At 41.0% G+C, this 18,916-nt stretch carries 15 protein-coding genes; 7 read left to right on the top strand and 8 right to left on the bottom strand.

The annotated features are described in order from the left end of the window. Positions 1 to 5 precede the first annotated feature (5 nt). From ACE1AT_RS18570 to ACE1AT_RS18560, 3 genes are all read left to right on the top strand, one after another. The gene (locus ACE1AT_RS18570) at positions 6 to 629 is read left to right on the top strand and encodes a hypothetical protein (protein WP_374870940.1); all 624 of its coding nucleotides are present in this window, start codon (positions 6 to 8) and stop codon (positions 627 to 629) included. Between the two features lie 360 nt (positions 630 to 989). Next, complete coding sequence (locus tag ACE1AT_RS18565; protein WP_374870938.1) at positions 990 to 1,112, top strand: hypothetical protein; 123 nt, start codon at positions 990 to 992, stop codon at positions 1,110 to 1,112. Between the two features lie 763 nt (positions 1,113 to 1,875). Then, complete coding sequence (locus ACE1AT_RS18560; RefSeq protein ID WP_374870936.1) at positions 1,876 to 2,577, top strand: acyltransferase; 702 nt, start codon at positions 1,876 to 1,878, stop codon at positions 2,575 to 2,577. A gap of 142 nt (positions 2,578 to 2,719) precedes the next feature. Here ACE1AT_RS18560 and ACE1AT_RS18555 read toward each other — a convergent pair whose 3' ends face one another. The 4 genes from ACE1AT_RS18555 to pilM form a co-directional block, all read right to left on the bottom strand. Further along, positions 2,720 to 5,161, bottom strand: a complete 2,442-nt coding sequence (locus ACE1AT_RS18555; protein WP_374870934.1) for an AMIN domain-containing protein — start codon at positions 5,159 to 5,161, stop codon at positions 2,720 to 2,722. Between the two features lie 566 nt (positions 5,162 to 5,727). Further along, the gene (locus ACE1AT_RS18550; RefSeq protein ID WP_374870932.1) at positions 5,728 to 6,483 is read right to left on the bottom strand and encodes a pilus assembly protein PilO; all 756 of its coding nucleotides are present in this window, start codon (positions 6,481 to 6,483) and stop codon (positions 5,728 to 5,730) included. After that, the gene (locus tag ACE1AT_RS18545) at positions 6,480 to 7,244 is read right to left on the bottom strand and encodes a PilN domain-containing protein (RefSeq protein WP_374870930.1); all 765 of its coding nucleotides are present in this window, start codon (positions 7,242 to 7,244) and stop codon (positions 6,480 to 6,482) included. The genes ACE1AT_RS18550 and ACE1AT_RS18545 overlap by 4 nt, the downstream gene beginning before the upstream one ends. A gap of 180 nt (positions 7,245 to 7,424) precedes the next feature. Next, positions 7,425 to 8,531, bottom strand: coding sequence for a type IV pilus assembly protein PilM (gene pilM, locus ACE1AT_RS18540; RefSeq protein ID WP_374870928.1), 1,107 nt, complete (start codon positions 8,529 to 8,531; stop codon positions 7,425 to 7,427). 161 nt (positions 8,532 to 8,692) lie between these two features. Between pilM and ACE1AT_RS18535 the strand changes: the two genes are divergently transcribed. Continuing rightward, positions 8,693 to 9,997, top strand: coding sequence for an ABC transporter substrate-binding protein (locus ACE1AT_RS18535; protein ID WP_374870926.1), 1,305 nt, complete (start codon positions 8,693 to 8,695; stop codon positions 9,995 to 9,997). Between the two features lie 184 nt (positions 9,998 to 10,181). Here ACE1AT_RS18535 and ACE1AT_RS18530 read toward each other — a convergent pair whose 3' ends face one another. The 3 genes from ACE1AT_RS18530 to thrS form a co-directional block, all read right to left on the bottom strand. Then, entirely contained in the window at positions 10,182 to 10,481 is a 300-nt protein-coding gene (locus ACE1AT_RS18530; protein WP_374870924.1) for a type II toxin-antitoxin system RelE/ParE family toxin, read from the bottom strand. Then, positions 10,466 to 10,654, bottom strand: a complete 189-nt coding sequence (locus ACE1AT_RS18525; protein ID WP_016859040.1) for a hypothetical protein — start codon at positions 10,652 to 10,654, stop codon at positions 10,466 to 10,468. Before ACE1AT_RS18525 ends, ACE1AT_RS18530 begins: the two co-directional genes overlap by 16 nt. Before the next feature lie 65 nt (positions 10,655 to 10,719). After that, the gene (thrS, locus tag ACE1AT_RS18520) at positions 10,720 to 12,570 is read right to left on the bottom strand and encodes a threonine--tRNA ligase (protein ID WP_374870922.1); all 1,851 of its coding nucleotides are present in this window, start codon (positions 12,568 to 12,570) and stop codon (positions 10,720 to 10,722) included. Positions 12,571 to 13,143: 573 nt separating this feature from the next. Between thrS and ACE1AT_RS18515 the strand changes: the two genes are divergently transcribed. Together ACE1AT_RS18515 and ACE1AT_RS18510 are read left to right on the top strand one after the other, a co-directional pair. After that, positions 13,144 to 13,482, top strand: coding sequence for a DUF2605 domain-containing protein (locus ACE1AT_RS18515; protein ID WP_374870920.1), 339 nt, complete (start codon positions 13,144 to 13,146; stop codon positions 13,480 to 13,482). Positions 13,483 to 13,709: 227 nt separating this feature from the next. Beyond that, positions 13,710 to 14,039, top strand: a complete 330-nt coding sequence (locus ACE1AT_RS18510; protein WP_374870918.1) for a DUF2973 domain-containing protein — start codon at positions 13,710 to 13,712, stop codon at positions 14,037 to 14,039. A 107-nt stretch (positions 14,040 to 14,146) separates the two neighbouring features. On the opposite strand, the gene ACE1AT_RS18505 is transcribed toward ACE1AT_RS18510, so the two are convergent. Continuing rightward, the gene (locus ACE1AT_RS18505) at positions 14,147 to 16,444 is read right to left on the bottom strand and encodes a glycogen debranching N-terminal domain-containing protein (protein ID WP_374870916.1); all 2,298 of its coding nucleotides are present in this window, start codon (positions 16,442 to 16,444) and stop codon (positions 14,147 to 14,149) included. A gap of 454 nt (positions 16,445 to 16,898) precedes the next feature. Between ACE1AT_RS18505 and ACE1AT_RS18500 the strand changes: the two genes are divergently transcribed. Further along, positions 16,899 to 18,914: a DICT sensory domain-containing protein gene (locus ACE1AT_RS18500; protein WP_374870914.1), complete on the top strand. Its 2,016-nt coding sequence runs from the start codon at positions 16,899 to 16,901 to the stop codon at positions 18,912 to 18,914. Positions 18,915 to 18,916 lie beyond the last annotated feature (2 nt).

Here is an 18,916-nt window from a genome sequence, read left to right as displayed (position 1 = left end):
CACGGATGCTAACAACTTACGAAATGCGCTGGTTTTACCCTGGCACCATACCAGAAAATATTCAATTTTGGTTTGAGCAACATTGTCTAGTTCAATCTTCACAACCAGAAGCACCACGAGAAGATTTATATCTGTACTCTCCTGAGTGCGAATTTTTGGGTATCAAATTACGGCAAGAACAACTAGAAGTCAAATGGCGCAAAGCTGAATTAGGTGTCATGAGTTTCGGTGAATTTGCGGAGGGGAAAGTAGAAAAGTGGAGTAAGTGGGAATGTCATGACTCGACGGGAGAAAGTTTTCCAGCACAGCAGATTGCAACTCATCCTGTGTGGGTGAGTGTGCAGAAAGTTCGCTATTCCCAACTTTACGAAGTTTTAGATGATTTTTCACTACAAGCTGTTTCGGAAAATGAAACCATTGATAACGCCTGTAAAGTGGAATTGACTTATTTGACGCTCAAGGAAAATAATTGGTGGAGTCTTGCATTTGAAGCTTTTGGTGATGATGACCGTATATTCGAGAATCTTCAAGCCACAGCCAACCGTATATTCAGTAGTTACTTAGAACAAAAGTTACTGTTTGTTGATTCTTATGCTTATCCTACTTGGTTAGCGATCGCCATTAACTAGTCAATACGGTTCGGATAAGACAAACCTATTGACATTTTAACCCTGTAGAGACGTTGCAGTGCAACGTCTCCATATACCCAAAATTATGACGAAAAATTCTTAACCGAACCGTATTGCAACAGTCCTAGCTTTTGCTCAAAAATCTATCTTTAGCAAGAAGCAATATTTTTTGAGTTAATATATGTGGCTCATAAATATATGAAACTTAATTATAATTTTATCAAATATAAAAAAAATTAAATGAATCTTTTTATTTTAGAATAATTAAATGAATTATGTTATAGATAATTAGAGTAAGTAATTTTAGATTATAAAGTTACAAACCCAGTTTAATTTGTCTGTGGTTAACCTACGCCCATCATGATCAAAGCAGCGCACTACAAAAATTGGCTGCAAGAAAGCCGTTATATGAATCGAGGAAGTGCTTATGTGTTTGCACTTCGGTTCAATGTGATGGCTGAAGTTGGTGAATTTCCACCCTAGTGTTATCCCAGCATAGAAGAAATTTTTGGAAAAACGAAAAATTAATGCCTACATTTAGTTGATGCAAAAATGCAAACTTTCACCACTCAATAGAGAAGCTTCAACAAATGTAGTTTTATCAAAAGAATACTTGTCTAACTAACTTGTTGAGGAGATTATTACTATTTGGCAGAAGATAGCTGTAGGCTATACCCTATATTGATTCTGCTATGTAAATCTCTGATTTTACTAAAAAACCAAGCATTAGTCTATTTCAACCATAAACTTTGATATTTGATTGGTTTGATGGTTGAGTGAGAGAAACCATGTCATTGCTTGATCAAGATTACTTAGACAATACTCATTTGATTCTAATACCTGCATTAAAGCGAAAAAATTCCTTGTCATAAAACACAAGCGATATCAAGTTAGCTCTGACTTGTATTTTATAGTTACAAGAATTTGAGCATAACCGAAGTATTGATTAGACAAATTATATTTGTCTCATAGCAAACTTGAACTTGATTTTAAATGTAGTTCAAACAAGTGAATTCTTGTCGAAATGATTTTTGTGCCTATTAACACTAGCTAAAAGTAATTTATCTCCTTGCTTTTTTCAACATTATTTATTTGTGGCAAAAATCTACCAAAAGTATCAGTTTTTTCTGTATATTGCCAAACAAATTTAAATGTATGACAGATTATTACCTAAATAACAAAAGCTATAGTTGTGCATAGACAACAAAACAATTCATAAATTAGATCAAGAATATGGAGAAAGATTATGAATCAAAATTCCTTATCCAAAGTGCAGCGCCTGAAAGAAGTTTTACTAATTAACTTGCTGGGAGAATTACCAACAATAGCTTTTGGTCCTAGTTTAAGAAAGCTACTTTATCGTTTTATTTTTGCCAAAATAGATAACTCAGTCTATATTCAAAATGGTGTTGAATTTATAGGTACTAATCAAATTAAAATTGGTAGTTATGTGCATATTTTTAAAGGTGCGCGTATAGATGCGAAAGGAGAAAATAACAAAATTACCTTAGAAAAAGGTGTTGCACTTGAAAAAGATGTAACTATTGGTGCTTTAGACAACACCTGTGTACAAATTGGTGAAGGAACATTTATTGGTCCTGGTGTATGTATTGCTGGGCCGGGAGATATTACTATCGGTAAACGCTGCTTAATTGCTGCTCACGCAGGAATATTTTCTAATAATCATAATTTTGCAGATCCGACAAAATATATCGTAGATCAAGGTATTACTCGCCAGGGAATAACTATAGAAGATGACTGCTGGATAGGACATAATGTCACAGTCTTAGATGGAGTCACTATTGGTGAAGGTAGTGTAATTGGAGCAGGAGCAGTTGTTAGTAAAAATATTCCTCCCTACTCTATAGCCGTGGGAGTACCTGCAAAAGTAATTAAAAAACGTGATGCAAAGGAACTGGTATTTAATTATCAAAGTAGTAATGAATGAGAAAATAAGCTCCATTCGTTTATAGGGTGGGATGATTCACTCACTTCTTGGTGTCTTCGTGTCTTGGTGTTTCAATAATAATTTTTTCAACACAAAGGCACAAAGACACAAAGAAAACTATGCTTTCAAAGAACTTTGTTACCTACTGCTTGGGAACCTGCAAACCACGACGCTCAAGAATTTGCCGCACCTCTGGACTAGGAGTATAACTATAGCCATAAGATGATTTCTCAGAATCATCCATAATTTGAGGTGTTAGCAATACAATTACCTCGTTGCGCTGATTTTGTTTGTTTGTCCTTCTAAACAACGAGCCAATCAAGGGGATATCACCTAAGATAGGAATTTTAGAGACAGTTGACCTGTCTGTGTCTTGAATAATGCCACTAAGAATCAAAGTCTGACCATCGCGTAGACGAACCAAACCGGAATTAAGCGATCGCTGAGATACCAAAAATATTTGCTGGCTACTACCCGAACCCAGATTAATGTCAGCAGAAGCTTGTGGTGCTTTGACAGTAGGAGCTACAGAAAGAGAAACAAAACCATTATCATCAATTCGCTCAACTTTGACGGCTAAAGTTAAACCCACATCTTCTTTCTCTGCTGTCACAGTTTGTGTAGAACTGCCATCACCTCGTGTGATTTCGTTCTTAATATTTCCTACTACTTGCTGAGTCAGATTGACATTAGCATTTTGACCTTCTTGCACAATTAAGGTTGGATCTGTCAAAATTTTGGCATTGCCACTTTGCACCTGAGCTTGCAAACTAGCAAGAAAACGTTTGGGGAACTGGTATAAAGAAGGTAGGGCAGATGTTACTGTTCCTGTATTACCAGGAGACACACTGATTTTACCTTCTGTATCAACGGTGATTATATCATTTGTACCACGAGTAACATTTGTAATACCTGGTTGTAATGGATTAGTTGAAGATGGTGAAATTGGTTGATAAGTGACTGCATCTCTATTGGGTAGTACAGTTGCAGTACCAGGTTGGACAGTTACTCCACCAACAGTGATAGAATTTGAAGATTGGTTAACTATTGTTGTACCAGAGCCTCCACCTGGAATAACAAGCTGATTGTTTACATCCAGGAAGGGTGTTCCTGTAATTGGGTTGCCAATCACAGGTGTGCTTGTCACACTGCTAGATGCTTCTGTACTCGTAGCTGGTCTAGATCCACCAAAATTTAGAGATGCTGCACCGCCATCATTGACAAAGAAATTATTGCCAACCCCGAAGGAAAAGCTGGTGTTAACGTCCTTGGTATTCAAAAGGTTAACATCAATAATTTTGACATTGACTGCCACTTGCCGACGGCGGACATCTAGTTGAGTCAGTTGAGCCATAGCCATCTCAACTTGTCTCGCTGGGCCAATTAAAGTTAGAGAATTTGTCCGCTCGTCTCCAAGTGCCTGTAAACCTCTTAATAAAGGTTTAGAGTCCTGAAAATCTATGCGTTGAGTTTCAACTCTTGTTTCTGTAGTTGTCTGGGTTTGAGTAATCGGAGCAGCTCCAGCAGCTACAGGAACAGCACTAACATTAGTGACTTGGCGTTCGCGGTTCACAGCACTTTCTGCACCCAAGGACACCAAAAAGTTGAGAGCAGTCCCCACTGTTACTTGATTCAGTCGCAGGTTCCGCATGACTACATCGCGGGTAGAGTTGGGTAGTCTCGGCCCAACAAAAACTGTACGTCCACTACGGTTGGCTTCCAAACCACTCAGACGCAAGACGTAGTTAAACACATCTTGTACAGGTTCGTTTTCTATATCCAAAGAAATCGTCGAACTTCCTTGTCCCCCTTGTCCTCCTGCTGCTTGTGTTTCCGTATAAGCCAAATTCAAACCAGCAGCGCGAGCAAGCAATGACAACACTTCCCTGACTGGTGCATCTCTTAGCACAAGTCGGGGTACACGTTCTTGAGTTCCTAAATCAACCACACTCGGAGAAGCATCAATATTGGAAATGGCAATATCTCCCACTGGTGGTGCAACGGCTCTAGGTAAGAAAGGTGGTGCTGGGGTTTGCGCTTGTCCTGGCCCAGCTGTTTGCGCTGGTGTACCATCAATACTGACTTGGGGATTGGGGACAACGGGTGGAACTGATGGACTGGGGGTAGGGGTAGGTGCTTGGGGAGGTGTGGGTGCTGATGCTGTGGTTCCTGTACTCGGACTCAAGCCAAGAGTAATCACGTTTGTCCCCCGCACCAAAGGTTGAGTATTGGGAGCGCTGTCAGTACCAATTGCTAAGACTCTGATGCTATTGGTATCTAGCTGAGTCACTTGAATAGAAGCGATTCCCGGAAGGGGATTATCTTTGCGGAAACTATTGCCTTGGGGTAGACGTAGTTGAGTATTAATAATATCTGCAACTAGAGTTTTGCCCCTCTGTGTCGTAAAAATTTGCGGACGAGAACCAGCAGAAGTTTTTAAAACAACATTTACTCCGCCATTAACTGTTTTGAGCTGCACATCCGTAATTTGCGTAACCTGTGCTTTGACTGGTTGAGCAGCTAAAAAGACTATTGTAGTTGCACCTAATATTAAATCTAAACCTTTACCGTGAAGCTGTCTCACAGTTCATTCCTCACATTTAACCAAATTTCTTGACTATTGTCTTGACTATTTTTGCAACCAATTTCTTGGTATTTATACGTAAGTGCGCTGTTAATTGTGTTTATAGTTTGTATATTTCCCAAAATTTCTATCGAAATAACACAGCGTCATTAAATTAATCTGAGGACAAGGGGGACAAGGGGAGCCACTGCGTTGCGCGGGTCCCCCGCGTTGTAGCACGTGGCGTGGACACGGAGGACACGGAGGACACGGAGGATAAAGGAAGAGAGCTATTTGATATATATGGTCAAAATTTTCTGTTATGTTTTTGGTCTTCCTAGTTCCCTTCATCTGTTGATTACTCACCAATAATCCATTTAAACCTCGTCCATCTTGAAAAGAGGAGTTTTTCAAAAAGGACATTATGTAGGTTGGGTGGAACGGAGTGTAACTCAACCTACAAAACTACAGTTCTCAAAGTAGACGTGGTTTATTTGGATTTTTAATCATGTTTATTAGACCGCTTAAAACTTGGTTGTAAGTAGCGTATAGCTCTCTTCCTTTATCCTCCGTGTCCTCCATGTCCCCTACTTCTTCGGTTCTGCTTTAACAGCTGCGGCCTCTTCCGGACTAAGTGGCATTAGTGCTTGTAACTGAAAGGATGTAGAAATTGGTGCTGGCCCAACTTGCAATAACCTTTTGCCTGGTGTAGCAGGAGGTTCTGGAGCTAAGGCGGATTGATAGTCTTTTACTATTAATAAAGGTTGCAAACGCTCAATATTACGGAGTATTGATTGCGTTTGTTCATAAGTTCCAATAATTTCGACATTCACACTTCTCCGCTTGAGCTTGCCATCTACTTGTGTTCCCAATGAGCCATCAGTAATTGGTTCAGCTTTATCTGAAACTGGTACAAATTTCTTCAGTTCGGCTCTGGTAGTATTGATAGAAATAGTAGAGTTGTTAGCTTCAACCAAACGATTCAAGTCCAGTAGTAATGTGTCTAAGGTTTTCTCATTGGCAAATAAACCTAAAACTTGAGTTTGTTGCTGCTTGGCGTCTGCGAGTTCTTGTTTGACTTGATCTATCTGTTTGATAGTGGCTTTCTTTTGGTCAACTTGTCCTTGCAGTTCACTTTGTTTGTTTTGGTTTTGTCCGAAGGCGTCCCAAGCCGGCATAACTAAAGTGAACAACATATAAAGTGCGCCAACAAATCCCAACGCCCCGACCAAAATGCCTATAATTTTGGGTGTAAAACTAATGCCAAACACAACGGGGTAGGCTGATTTTGCCTCGGTTAATTCCCCGCCTTCCATAAAGTTAATATCTTCACTCAGCGTCATTTTTGAATGACTCCTGTTTTTTGCAAACTACGAATACGTGCGACTAATCCCACTGTGCCTTTTTGTTCTAATTCGCGAATTAGCTCCGAAGCTGGGATATCGCTGAGGCTGGTTTGAATAGTGTATTTAGCTACTTTCGGTGGTTTAATTGTGACACCTGTTGGAGTGACAGTATTTTTTAATGGTGCATCTACTAGTTCTGTGGAAATAATTTTGGCTTCACTGGCTTTAAAGAAACGAGATTGTTGTAGAGTCAGCAAAAAATCGTTGACATCATTAAAAGAGCGAGCCAAACCAGTAATTTCTATTCCTCCGGCTGGATTTGGTGGTGGCTGTCCCTCAACAGCAGCAGCAGGTGGTATTTGCTTGACGTTTTCTATTTGGACTGTGGCTGGAATGCGATCGCGCAAATCTTCTAACATTGCAGACCAAGGACGAATTTGATCAAATACTGTCACTAAAGATTGTGTCTCCGCCTTGACTTTATTAGTTTGTTCCTTAATCTTGTTAATACTGCCGATTTGGGCATCTAAGCTTTGGTTTTCCTGTTCCAATTGGGCAATTGTTTGCTCTATCTCAGCATTTTTTGTTTGCAAAAACCACAAACCAGCTGCTACAAAAGCAGGGAAAATTACACCAACCCCCACCCCAATAAATACAGGCGCTAAATTCCCTGTATTTATTGCTACATTTGCCTTCTTTTCAGTCTTTTTCTGAAAATTTGGGCGGTCTTTAAGAAAATTAATATCTAAACTGTACATTTTTCGTCATTTGTCATTGGTCATTTGTCATTGGTCATTGGGCATGAATCAGTTAACAGTTAACAGTTAATAGTTAATAGTTAATAGTTAACAGTGAGCAGTGAGCAGTTTAATTTGATAACTGATAACTGATAACTGATAAGTCCTCCTTGTCCCCCATGTCCCAATCAATCCCCAATCTCACACTGAACGCATCCCAAGACCGAGTACTATCCCCAATCCAGGACGTTGCACATTGGGAAACTTTTCTTCGTCAACTTCCAAAGATAAAGATCCAATCGGATCTATTTGAGAGGTAGGTAAACTCAATCTTTGCGTGAAGAACTCATCCAACTGTGCTAGTCCTCCACCTGGCCCTGCTAAAAAAATCTGGGCTACTTCTAAGTTTTCGCTTTGGTTGAGATAAAAATCGATGGAACGGCGCAGTTCATCTGTGAGTTCTCCCAACACACGCATCATGGCTGCTACACCAGGATTCGCTTCAGTAACACCTGTTTTTGCGCCTTCTGTGCTATTGAGAGGAATAGTCATTCCCTGCAACAAGTCCATATCTCGTGATACAGGTAAGCTCATTGCTCTGGCTAGTGCTATTTGCATTTGATTCGTTCCCAGAGGAACTGTACGCGAAAATTGTGGTACTCCGTTGACAATGATGGCAATTTCTGTATTATCAAATTCAATATCGACTAAAACAGCTGCTTCTTGTGGACCATATTGCCGCAACTGGTCACGGATTGTCCGAATCAGTGCAAAAGAATTGATTTCTAAGACATCAATTTGTAATCCTGCCTGCTCGAATGTACTTATGTATGTATCAGTAATTTCTTTACGAGTTGCAACCAGCAACACTTGTACTTTTTCAATTCCATCTTCATCTACAAAGTAGCCAAGTTTTTGATAATCTACATCAGCTTCTTCACGAGGATAAGGTAAATATAAACCTGCTTCGTGGTTTAATACCATCTCGCGCAGTTCTTTATCATCTAATTCTGATGGAACAGGAATGAGACGTACAATTGAATCTCGTCCTGTAACAGCAGTAGCAACCCGAAAAGCTTTGATTTTACTTTCTGTAAGGGCCTGCTGAATAATTTGTGCCATTGCTGGAGGATCAGCAATTTGACCATCAATAAAAACACCTTCTGGAACAGCCACTGATGTTAAAGCGTCTAGTTTCAGACCTTGGCGTTGTTTGCGTAAACGAGCGACATTCACACATTGCGGTGCAAGTTCGATGCCAACTCCGTCCTTAGATTTGCTAAACAGACTGTTGATGCTTTTAACCACTGTTTTGCCCGCATAAATGCTAAATTGAAAAGTTTAAATGTTAAAAGTCAAAAGTCCATAGTCAATTGTCAAAAATCCAAAATTTTGTAAATTGACCATTGACGATTGACTCTTGACCAATGACCTTTTTACCCCGGTTTAACTGAAAAACTATAAGCACAATGATTCAAATTCAAAAATTCAAAAGATTAACTGTTTGGGCGTTAGTTGGCTTATTGACAAGTTGGATTGTCAGTTGCAGCACAGGTAATGTTAACCCAAGCACAAAACAGGCATCTTCGGGAGCCGCAAGAATTGAGTTTTGGACTATGCAACTCAAACCTCAATTTACGGACTACTTCCAAAGCCTAATTGCGACTTTTGAATCGCAGAATTCAGGTATAAAGGTTAACTGGGTGGATATACCTTGGGCGGAAATGGAAAACAAAATTTTAACAGCTGTCTCCGCAAAAACGCCACCTGATGTTGTGAACTTAAATCCAGATTTTGCATCTCAATTAGCAAGTAGAAACGCTTGGTTAGATTTAGATACAAAAGTCTCAAATGACGTACGTTCCTCATATCTACCGAATATATGGAAAGCTAGTACGCTGAATGGTAAGAGTTTTGGAATACCCTGGTATCTCACCACACGGCTAACTATTTATAACACTGATTTATTAAAACAGGCAGGTATCAATAAGCCACCTGCTACTTATACTGAATTGGCACAAGCAGCCCAACAAGTTAAAGATAAAACTGGTAAGTATGCATTTTTTGTAACTTTTGTCCCCCAAGATTCTGGTGAAGTTTTAGAATCTTTTGTGCAGATGGGAGTTACTTTAGTTGATGCCCAAGGTAAAGCTGCTTTTAATTCTCCTCAAGGTAAAGCAGCATTTCAGTACTGGGTAGACCTTTACAAAAAAGGTCTACTGCCTAAAGAAGTATTGACACAAGGACATCGTCATGCTATAGAGTTATATCAATCTGGAGAAACAGCCTTGCTAGCTTCTGGTCCGGAATTTTTGAAACAGATTGCTAATAATGCACCTGCGATCGCCAAAGTTTCAGCCATAGCACCTCAAATTACTGGCGAAACTGGTAAGAAAAATGTCGCTGTGATGAATGTAGTTATCCCTCGTGACACCAAACAACCAGACGCAGCTCTCAAATTTGCCCTGTATGTCACCAATGACCAAAATCAGCTAGCCTTTGCTAAACAAGCAAATGTTTTACCTTCCACAGTCAAGGCTTTATCTGACAGCTATTTTAAAGATATACCAGCAAACGCCCCCACAATAGATAAAGCTAGGGCGATCAGTGCTAGTCAAATGCAACAAGCAGAAGTGCTAACCCCGACTTTGAAAAATTTCAATATCCTGCAAAAGGCAATTTACGAGAACCTGCAAGCAGCAATGTTAGATGAGAAGACAGTGGATAAAGCTGTAGAGGATGCAGCACAGGAGTGGAATAGCCGTAGTCAATAGTTAAAGCGAACGGGGACAGGGGACAGGGGATAGAGTTCTGTGTTCCCTGGCTTCGATAATAAACAAAGCAAAACCGGATAAATACAGATGGGTTTTTTGTCTGTATTTACCCGGTTGCATTTTTGCTTGAATGTGAAAAAATCTCTTGGGTTTTTTGATTTAACTCATAGGCTATCCTATTTAATTAATCGATTTCAAATTTATCGAGTAGCTTCTTTCCGTAAATCACTGCGGCAACAGTAACAATATCTCCCTGAATGTGATAGATGATTCGATAGCTGTATGCCAAATGTTCTCTGATATTATCGTTGCCGAACTCTGGTACAATGCGTCCAGAAAAAGGTTCCTTGCTTAAGTTACTTGTTGTCTCAAGTATCTTCTTGACTACTGTCGCAGCATAGGAAGCCGAGTCACGAGCTATATATGTGGCAATTGCTTCTACATCATCTAATGCTTTGGGAGACCATTCTACTTGATAAGCCATTTGTTCAATCGTTCTTCGGCCTCACTTAGGGTTCTGGTTGCTTGGTGTTCGGCTACTTCTAAACCGCGCCGGACTTTTTCAATGACGTACAAATGATATTGGACATCTTCTATAGAACAATTATCGGGTAATTGGTTCAAAAGAGATTGTATCTTTTGTTTTGTAGAACTCATAATGTTATTTCTAATTAATTTATATTGCAATATAGACAAGTGGGCAATGCCCACCTAATACATTGTTAAAAATTCTCGAAGTTTTTGATCGCTTCCTTAATCTTATCTAAAACTTCGTCCACAGGTATAGTCCCTAATTCACCATTTGCACGAGTGCGGATACTCAAAGAAGTTGTTTCTACTTCTTTGGCGCCGATGACAGCCATGATGGGGATCTTTTCTTTTTCAGCATTGCGAATGAGTTTACCCAGGCGATCGCCACTGGTATCAACTTCTGCTCGAATATTTATAGCTGTCATTTTTGCTGCTACTTCTTTGGCAAAATCGAGTTGCACTTCGCTGACGGGCAATAATCTAGCTTGTACTGGTGCTAACCACAAAGGGAAATCTCCAGCATACTCTTCGATTAAAATACCGATGAGTCTTTCTAAGGAACCGAAAGGCGCACGGTGAATCATCACTGGACGTTTACGAGAACCATCTTCAGCGACGTACTCCAAATCAAACCTTTCTGGTAAGTTATAATCTACTTGCACAGTTCCCAACTGCCACTCCCGCTCTAGAGCATCGCGGACGATAAAATCAAGTTTGGGACCGTAGAAAGCAGCCTCACCAATTCCCTCAAAGTGATCCATTCCCAAAGTTTCGACAGAGCGACGAATGGCACTTTCGGCTTTGTCCCAAGCTTCATCTGAACCAATATATTTATCGCTAGCCGGATCACGAAAACTCAACCGCGCTTTAAAGTTCTGATCGAGCTTTAGAGTTTTAATCACTGACAAGATCAAATCCACCACGTTGAGGAATTCGCTGTCTAGCTGTTCTGGGGTAACAAAGATGTGAGCATCGTCTTGAGTAAAGCCTCGTACCCGTGTTAAACCGCCTAATTCCCCAGATTGCTCGAAGCGGTAGACAGTACCAAATTCCGCCAACCGTATCGGTAACTCTCGATAAGAACGTAATTCGCTCTTATATATTTGGATGTGAAAAGGACAATTCATGGCTTTGAGAACAAAGCCTTGCTCATGGCTGGCTGCTTCTTCATTTTCTGCCATCATCGGGAATAAGTCTTCTTTATACTTCTGCCAATGGCCAGAAGTTTTAAATAAATCGACTCTACCGATATGGGGAGTGATCACTGGCTGATAGCCGCGTTTGATTTGTTCTTGCTTGAGAAAGTCTTCTAGAATACTCCGTAGTAAGGTTCCTTTGGGTGTCCATAATGGTAATCCTGGCCCTACTAAGTCGGAAAATATAAATAATCCTAGTTCTTTACCTAATTTACGGTGATCGCGTCGTAGTGCTTCTTCTTTACGCCGCTTGTACTCTGTTAGCTGTTCTGGGTTTTCCCACGCAGTCCCGTAGATGCGCTGTAGCTGTGCTTTGGTTTCGTCTCCACGCCAGTAAGCACCAGCAACGCTTTCTAAATCAATAGCTTTTGGGTTTAACTCCTTAGTATTCTCTACATGGGGCCCAGCACACAAATCCCACCATTCATTACCCAAGTGATAGATTGTAATCGGTTCTTCTTTGATATCTTTCAGGATTTCTAGCTTATAAGGTTCGTTAATTTCTTGTATCCGGCGTTCAGCTTCTTCTCGACTAACTTCTTCTCTTACTACTGGCAGCTTACGATTGATAATCTTATCCATCTCTTTTTTGATGGCTTTGAGATCCTTGTCGGTAAATGCTTCCGGACTATCAAAATCGTAGTAAAAGCCGTTTTCAATCCATGGACCAATTGTAACTTGTGCCTTGGGAAACAGCTTTTGCACCGCCATCGCCATGACATGAGATGTGGTGTGGCGAATTTTTTTTAAGTTTTCTGATTCGCTAGTACGTGGTAAATAAATTTTTTTCTCTGCTTGTTCTGATGGACTGGATTGTTCAGAAGACGACATTGGCTGCTGATCCATTGGCGAAGTAATTATTTACGAGTAATTTTCGACTAAGAGGACTGACATATATATTAGCGACCTTGAGGGAATTGGGGATCAGGGATCGGGGATCGGGGATCGGGGATCGGGGATCGGGGATCGGGGATCGGGGATCGGGGATCGGGGATCGGGGATTGGGGAATTAATTGGGGGCTAGGGATCGGGATTGGAAATTAGAGAATTAATCAGGGATTTAAAGATTAGGAGATTTAAGAAAAATAATAATTAAATAATTCCCGATCCCCAATCCCCGATCCCCGATCCCCAATCCACAGATGAGTTTTTATATAAATTTTGGAGGTTTTATGTTTTCAATCTTTATTACTTAATCTTATTTCTATTTTCCCTAAATACTTAAAAAATATTTAAATTATTCTACTTTGATCTGCCCTAAGGATATATACAAAAATTTTTGCATCTATATATAATATCAATATGTAATTTAAAATACAGTTTTTTATAAATTGTAACCTATGAGAGAAAACTTCTAAATGTTAAGAATCGTAAATAGCGTTAATATTAGTAATAAAGTTAGAAATATGCTTGTCAATTATGCGAGACTCAAATTTACCAGAGCCTGAGTTGCTGAAGACAGTTTTGCAACCACTGTTGGAAGATTTTCAGTATTGGTTTGCGCGATCGCGTCACTTGCTGGAAACAGAGCAACTGAATTTTCTGAGTAGCCAAGAGCAATCTGCTTTGCTAGAGCGAGTCAAGCAAGCCCAAAAAGAGGTGAACACAGCCAAGATGCTGTTTACTGCAACAGAAGGACAAGTTGGGATTGATATGACAACCTTAATGCCTTGGCATCAATTGTTATCACAATGCTGGAAAGTAGCAATGTATTTCCGCACTGAACACGCAAACTCACCACAGAAAGACGGTATATAAATATACAGAAACGGAAACAGAAACGAAAAAAACCTTTAACAACATTTCTTACTTAAGTGAGTTATGTAACTTATAAGACACTTGCTTTTTGATTTACAAATTAAGACCGCAAACATAGGCGTAGGAACAGAGTTTTTGGTGGTTTGCCATAGTTTTCAATTAAAACTAGGCGAAACAAATCGTTGTCATAAATGATTTTAAAATTTTTGCCCCTGGAGGAAAACCCGATGTTACATCTGCTTTATATTCTGGCTTTTACAATTCTTGCTTTTATCGCTGTTGGCAATTTAATCCGCAATTTAATCATGTTCAGTTTTGATAGAGACCGGAGTTATCCAGCTAGGTACTCTTCAATGGCAAATCAAGGGAACTATCCCTATGTAGGATCAAGAAAAGGACTCACACCTCATCCAGAATTGTTAGATAGTTCTGGCAATCTAATTAAAGAACCCTTGTTAGTCATGCGTTCTATCAACGTCGATGATGCTCGTCAACAACTTGATGCTCTTTACGAATCTTCACCAGGACAGAAAAGAGAAAGTCAAGAGGAAGGGTAGATTGGGGATCGGGGATCGAGGATCGGGGATCGGGGGTTGGGTAAGAATCTAGTCTTTATTTCCTAGCCCCTAATCCCTAATCCCTAACCGTTAATTTCTTCTCTAGTCTAGGCTTCGATGACTACCCGGAGATTACCGCGTTTTTTGGCGACGCGGCAAGCTGTGGTATTACCGGAACGCTCGAATTCTAAATCAAGGATAGTGGGGCCGACTCGCAAGTTATGCAGGGAAAGGCGTTTAATTGACTCTGGTAAAGCAGGGTCGATAATCCGTAAGCAGTTGTTGGGCGCATCTGGAACCAGATTCACCATCATATGCAGCAACTGAAAAATACTGCCAGTGGCCCAAGCTTGGGGTGTGCAAGCAACTGGGTACTGTACAGGACAACTGTCATCACTAATACGCTCGAAACCGCAAAACAACTCTGGAGGGCGATGATAGGACTGCTTCTTAGTCATGTCGAATAAACCTTCAAAAAGTTCCAAGGCTTGATCGACTAAACCGAGCGATCGCAATCCCATAGCAATCAAAGAATTATCATGGGGCCAGACAGAACCAATATGATATCCCATCGGGTTGTAAGCAGGTGACAAGCTGCTGAGGGTGCGAATACCCCAGCCATTAAACATATCTGGTGCGCGTAAGCGTTCTGCCACACTGTAAGCTTTTTCTGGTGTAAAAATACCCAAGTGTAGACAATGACCAGGATTGGAGGTAATACTGTCTACCTGTTTACCATCTCCATCTAAAGCTAAAGCACAGAAATCTTGGTCTTCCATCCAAAAATCTCTGTTAAAGCGCAGTTTAAGATTTTTGGCTTCTTCTAGCCAACGATCTGATAAATCTAAGCGCTTTTTCATTCTGGCAATTTCTGCCAAGCGCATTTTGGCTGCGTAGACGTAACCTTGCACTTCACAAAGAGCGATCGCCCCGTTGGCTAAATCGCCTTTACGATTGACAATACAATCACCAGAATCTTTCCAACCTTGGTTAGCTAAACCACGTCTGGATTTACGCTGATAGCTGAGGTAGCCAGTTGCTTTGATGTTGCGATCGATCCATTCCATCGCCGCCAATGCATTTGGCCATAAGTATTCTAAAGTTTCTGTATCATGTGTCCATGCATAATACTCGGCGTATAGCATCAGCCACAAAGGAGTAGCATCAACAGTACCGTAGTAAGGAGTGTGGGGGATTTCCTGACACCGGGCTAATTCTCCCAAACGTAATTCGTGGAGAATTTTACCTGGTTGTTCGTCGCGCCACTCATCCTCGACTTGACCTTGGTATTGAGATAAGAGAATCAGAGTTTCTTTGGCGATTTCGGGATTTAGCATCAAGGTTTGGGATGCTGTGATGATAGAATCCCGACCAAATAATGCTGAATACCAAGGTACTCCCGCCGACACAGTTTTATATTTGCCAAAGGACTGACGCAACAAATACATATCTTCTTCAGCACGTTCAATCACACGATTGACAACACCTTTTTCGTCCGTGCGAATACGTGTAATTTGTTGCACCCAGTTTTGTTCTTCCATGATCTCAGCAGCTTTTGCTTGACCCAAGGTAACAGGAGCGCTGACAGTAGAACTGGGCTTGTTATTTGTGAGCATATTGACTCGATAGCCCAATTTTTGTTTTTCGTGGGATGCTAACTCTAGCTGCCAAATTGCGGTGTAACCTTTGAAAGTGTCTGGTAGTCGATGCTGGAAATTAATCCGAGATTCCATCACCAAGCCATCTACACCCTGGTAAGCCAGTGTTAAAGATTTATCGTCGGATGCAGTAGGATGAATTTTGAGAGGTGAAGCACCATCCAATGAAACTGCTGTATCTTCCTCAAAAGTCGGCTCAATCAGACGCAAAAGCTTACCTCGCTTTTCTCTACCAAAGCCTCTGACTTCAAATAAATCAGCAAAATCGCCATCAAAGCTAATACTCAGTTCAAAATTGATTGTACTTGTGCTATAGTTCGAGACTTCTAATTCCTCAAAAAGTGCGCCATTCAGGACTAGTTCTCGGCGAATCCCGACTGTATCAGCTTGGAGGCGATCATCGATTCTCGGATTAGTACATAAAACTGACAGTGAAAAACCCTTGTCAGCAGTACTACTTAATAACACTGGCGATCGCCCATCAATTTGCAACTCTAAGCGGCTCAAAAATCGTGTATCAGCACAAAATAGCCCCATGCTAGGGTTGCCTTCAGTGAGCGAACACGCAGAAATATTACCTAGAGTATCTGTAACTAAAAATAAGTCATCATCTTTCACAGTCAGTGTCAACTGCGCTCTTTCGCTAATTACACAAGGCCATTCAGGTATAGGTAGTAGTTCTGCGGGGACAAAAGTTTTTCCATCCAGAAAAATCCTCTCCGGTGTGATCAATATATCCGGTGTCATCAGCCAGTATTCCGTATAAAATCTATATTTTTCAGGTCAGTTGAGCATCAATAGGGAAAAAGATGCGTGGTCAAAACTTTGTGAGCCATGCTACCAAAAATAAATGATAATCACATTTAGCTAGTGGGCAAAAACGCATCAAAGTCAGATTATCAAATCTTTATAATTCTAAAGTGAAATAAAAATTTGCGTAGATAAACACAAAACACAAGAACTTTGATCTCAATTTTTTGATTGAGTTTTTGAGTTTATGAGCAATGAATCTTGTTCATTGTTCCGCCTCCACGACTTTTGCGTGATTGCGTTCTTACCCACTTTACAGCGTCGCTCTGCTGGCTGTGTTCACCATTCTTTACATATTGCAACGAAATGCTTGATTTGAAAGGCCGTTGTAATTTGTACAATGCAGCTGTGACGTGAATCATGTCCAGATTGTGGCTCTTTTAGGACGTTCATGAGCATTTCAACTTCCGTGCTGAGTGATTTGCTACAGGCTATACCCAACCTGCGGCCCCAACTATACTTCAAAGCATCGCTAACGGCGTTATCCCACGCGATGGAAGATCAGATTTTAGCTGCTACTCTAGAGCAGCCTTTGGTAATTGCTAGCTTTCAAAGAGAGCGATTTTATCGCCAGGAAGCTCATCGCTATCAACGACTTGCCCAGCGAAGTAATCAGATATACGTATTATCTGCGCCAGAAACTGATTTTACTAACAGCTCGGAATTTTACGAAAAGGTCGCTTTTGAGCCAGATGATGCTCTCAGCCAAGAGTGGCATTTGGTGGTCATAGCCCAAAACTATGCTACTTGTTTAGTTTGTCGGGAAAGTCTTGGTTCCTTAGCTAAGAATAGGGAAATACGAGAATTAACTCCTGGTCTGGATATGGACGCGGCGCGGAGATTTGAGGGAATTTGGACGGCGGAAAGGGGAGTCAGCCTCAAAGCTGCTGAATTATTGCTAAAGCGGATTTTAGTTTATAGACCAGAGTTAAGAGATAAAATAGAGCAAGCACGCCAACGCTTTAGCATCGGAGGGCGTAAGAGTAGCACCCAAGCCAAGCAATTACTGAGTGAATACGCTTGCGATATTGATACCGATCCGTTTGTGCAACGTTTGGTAACTTATTTGCAAGCGAGTCAATACAAGTTGCATAAAGCTTACCGTTCGATTTCTGCCCAAGCACGAAAAGAAAGATTAGTCAACTCAATTAGTACCGCAATTAGGCGATCGCTCGATCCTCACGAAATTCTCAAAGTAGCAGCCCAAGAATTAGGACAAAACTTAGGGGCTTGTCGCTGTTTAATTTACCGCGCTCAAGCTACAGACGCCCAAGCCATCATTGAACACGAGTTTTTAATTCCTGGTGTTTTGTCTTTTTTAGGACAAACTTGGGCTTTAGAAAATAATCCCCTGTTTGAGGAAGTGGTAATCCAGAGTGAAGGTGTCCGGGTTGTCGATACTTTCAACGACTCGCGGGTAATTAACTCTAAAGGGCTATGGCAAATTGTCGAGAGATATGGCATTCGCTCTTGGCTGATGGAACCAGTGCTTTTTCAAGGACGATTATTGGGCATAGTAGAATTGCACTATAGTGGTGAAACTCCCCATGATTGGCACGCTGGCGAATTAGATTTAGTAGAGGCGATCGCCACTCAAATCGGAACTGCTCTAATTCAAGCCGAAGCCTACGCCAATCTTGGAGAACTCAACAAACAATTAGAAGCCCTAGACCGTACACGTAGCAACCTGATCGCCATCACCGGTCATGAATTGCGTACACCTCTATCCACAATTCAGGTGTGCTTGGAAAGCTTGGCTACCGAACCAGATATGCCTTTAGAACTGCGCCAGGTAATGCTAAACACCGCTCTTTCCGACTCCGAACGGATGCGAAAGCTGATCCAAGATTTCCTGACGCTTTCCAACTTAGAAAGTGGGCGAGTAGAATGGCATCCGGAATCACTAACCTTACAAGAGTGTGTGGATTTAGCCCTGAGTCGTCTTCGCACCCGCCTAGCAAGTGATGAAAAATTGCCCCAGATCACAACAGAATTGGCACGTAACCTACCTTTAGTCAAAGCTGATGGTGATTGGTTGGTTGAAGTAATTGCCAAACTCGTAGATAACGCTTGCAAATTCACACCCCCCAATGGGCTAATTACCATCAAAGCTGTTCGCAACAACGATCCAATGGTCGAAGTGACTGTAGCAGATACAGGACGAGGTATAGAACCCAATCGTTTAGAAATTGTGTTTGACCGCTTTTATCAAGAAGAGGGAGCGCTCAGACGTAGCACAGGCGGTACAGGCTTAGGACTAGCAATATGTCGTCAAATTGTCAATGGCTGGGGAGGTGAAATTTGGGCAGAATCAGAGGGTAAAAACCAGGGTAGTCAGTTTCATTTCACCATACCCATCGTTGAAGGAAGCCAGGAAAAAAGACCATCAAGAGTCAAAAGTCAATAGTC

The organism is Pelatocladus sp. BLCC-F211 (assembly GCF_041928655.1).
Taxonomy (GTDB): domain Bacteria; phylum Cyanobacteriota; class Cyanobacteriia; order Cyanobacteriales; family Nostocaceae; genus Pelatocladus.
This window is presented reverse-complemented; position numbering and strand designations above follow the sequence as displayed.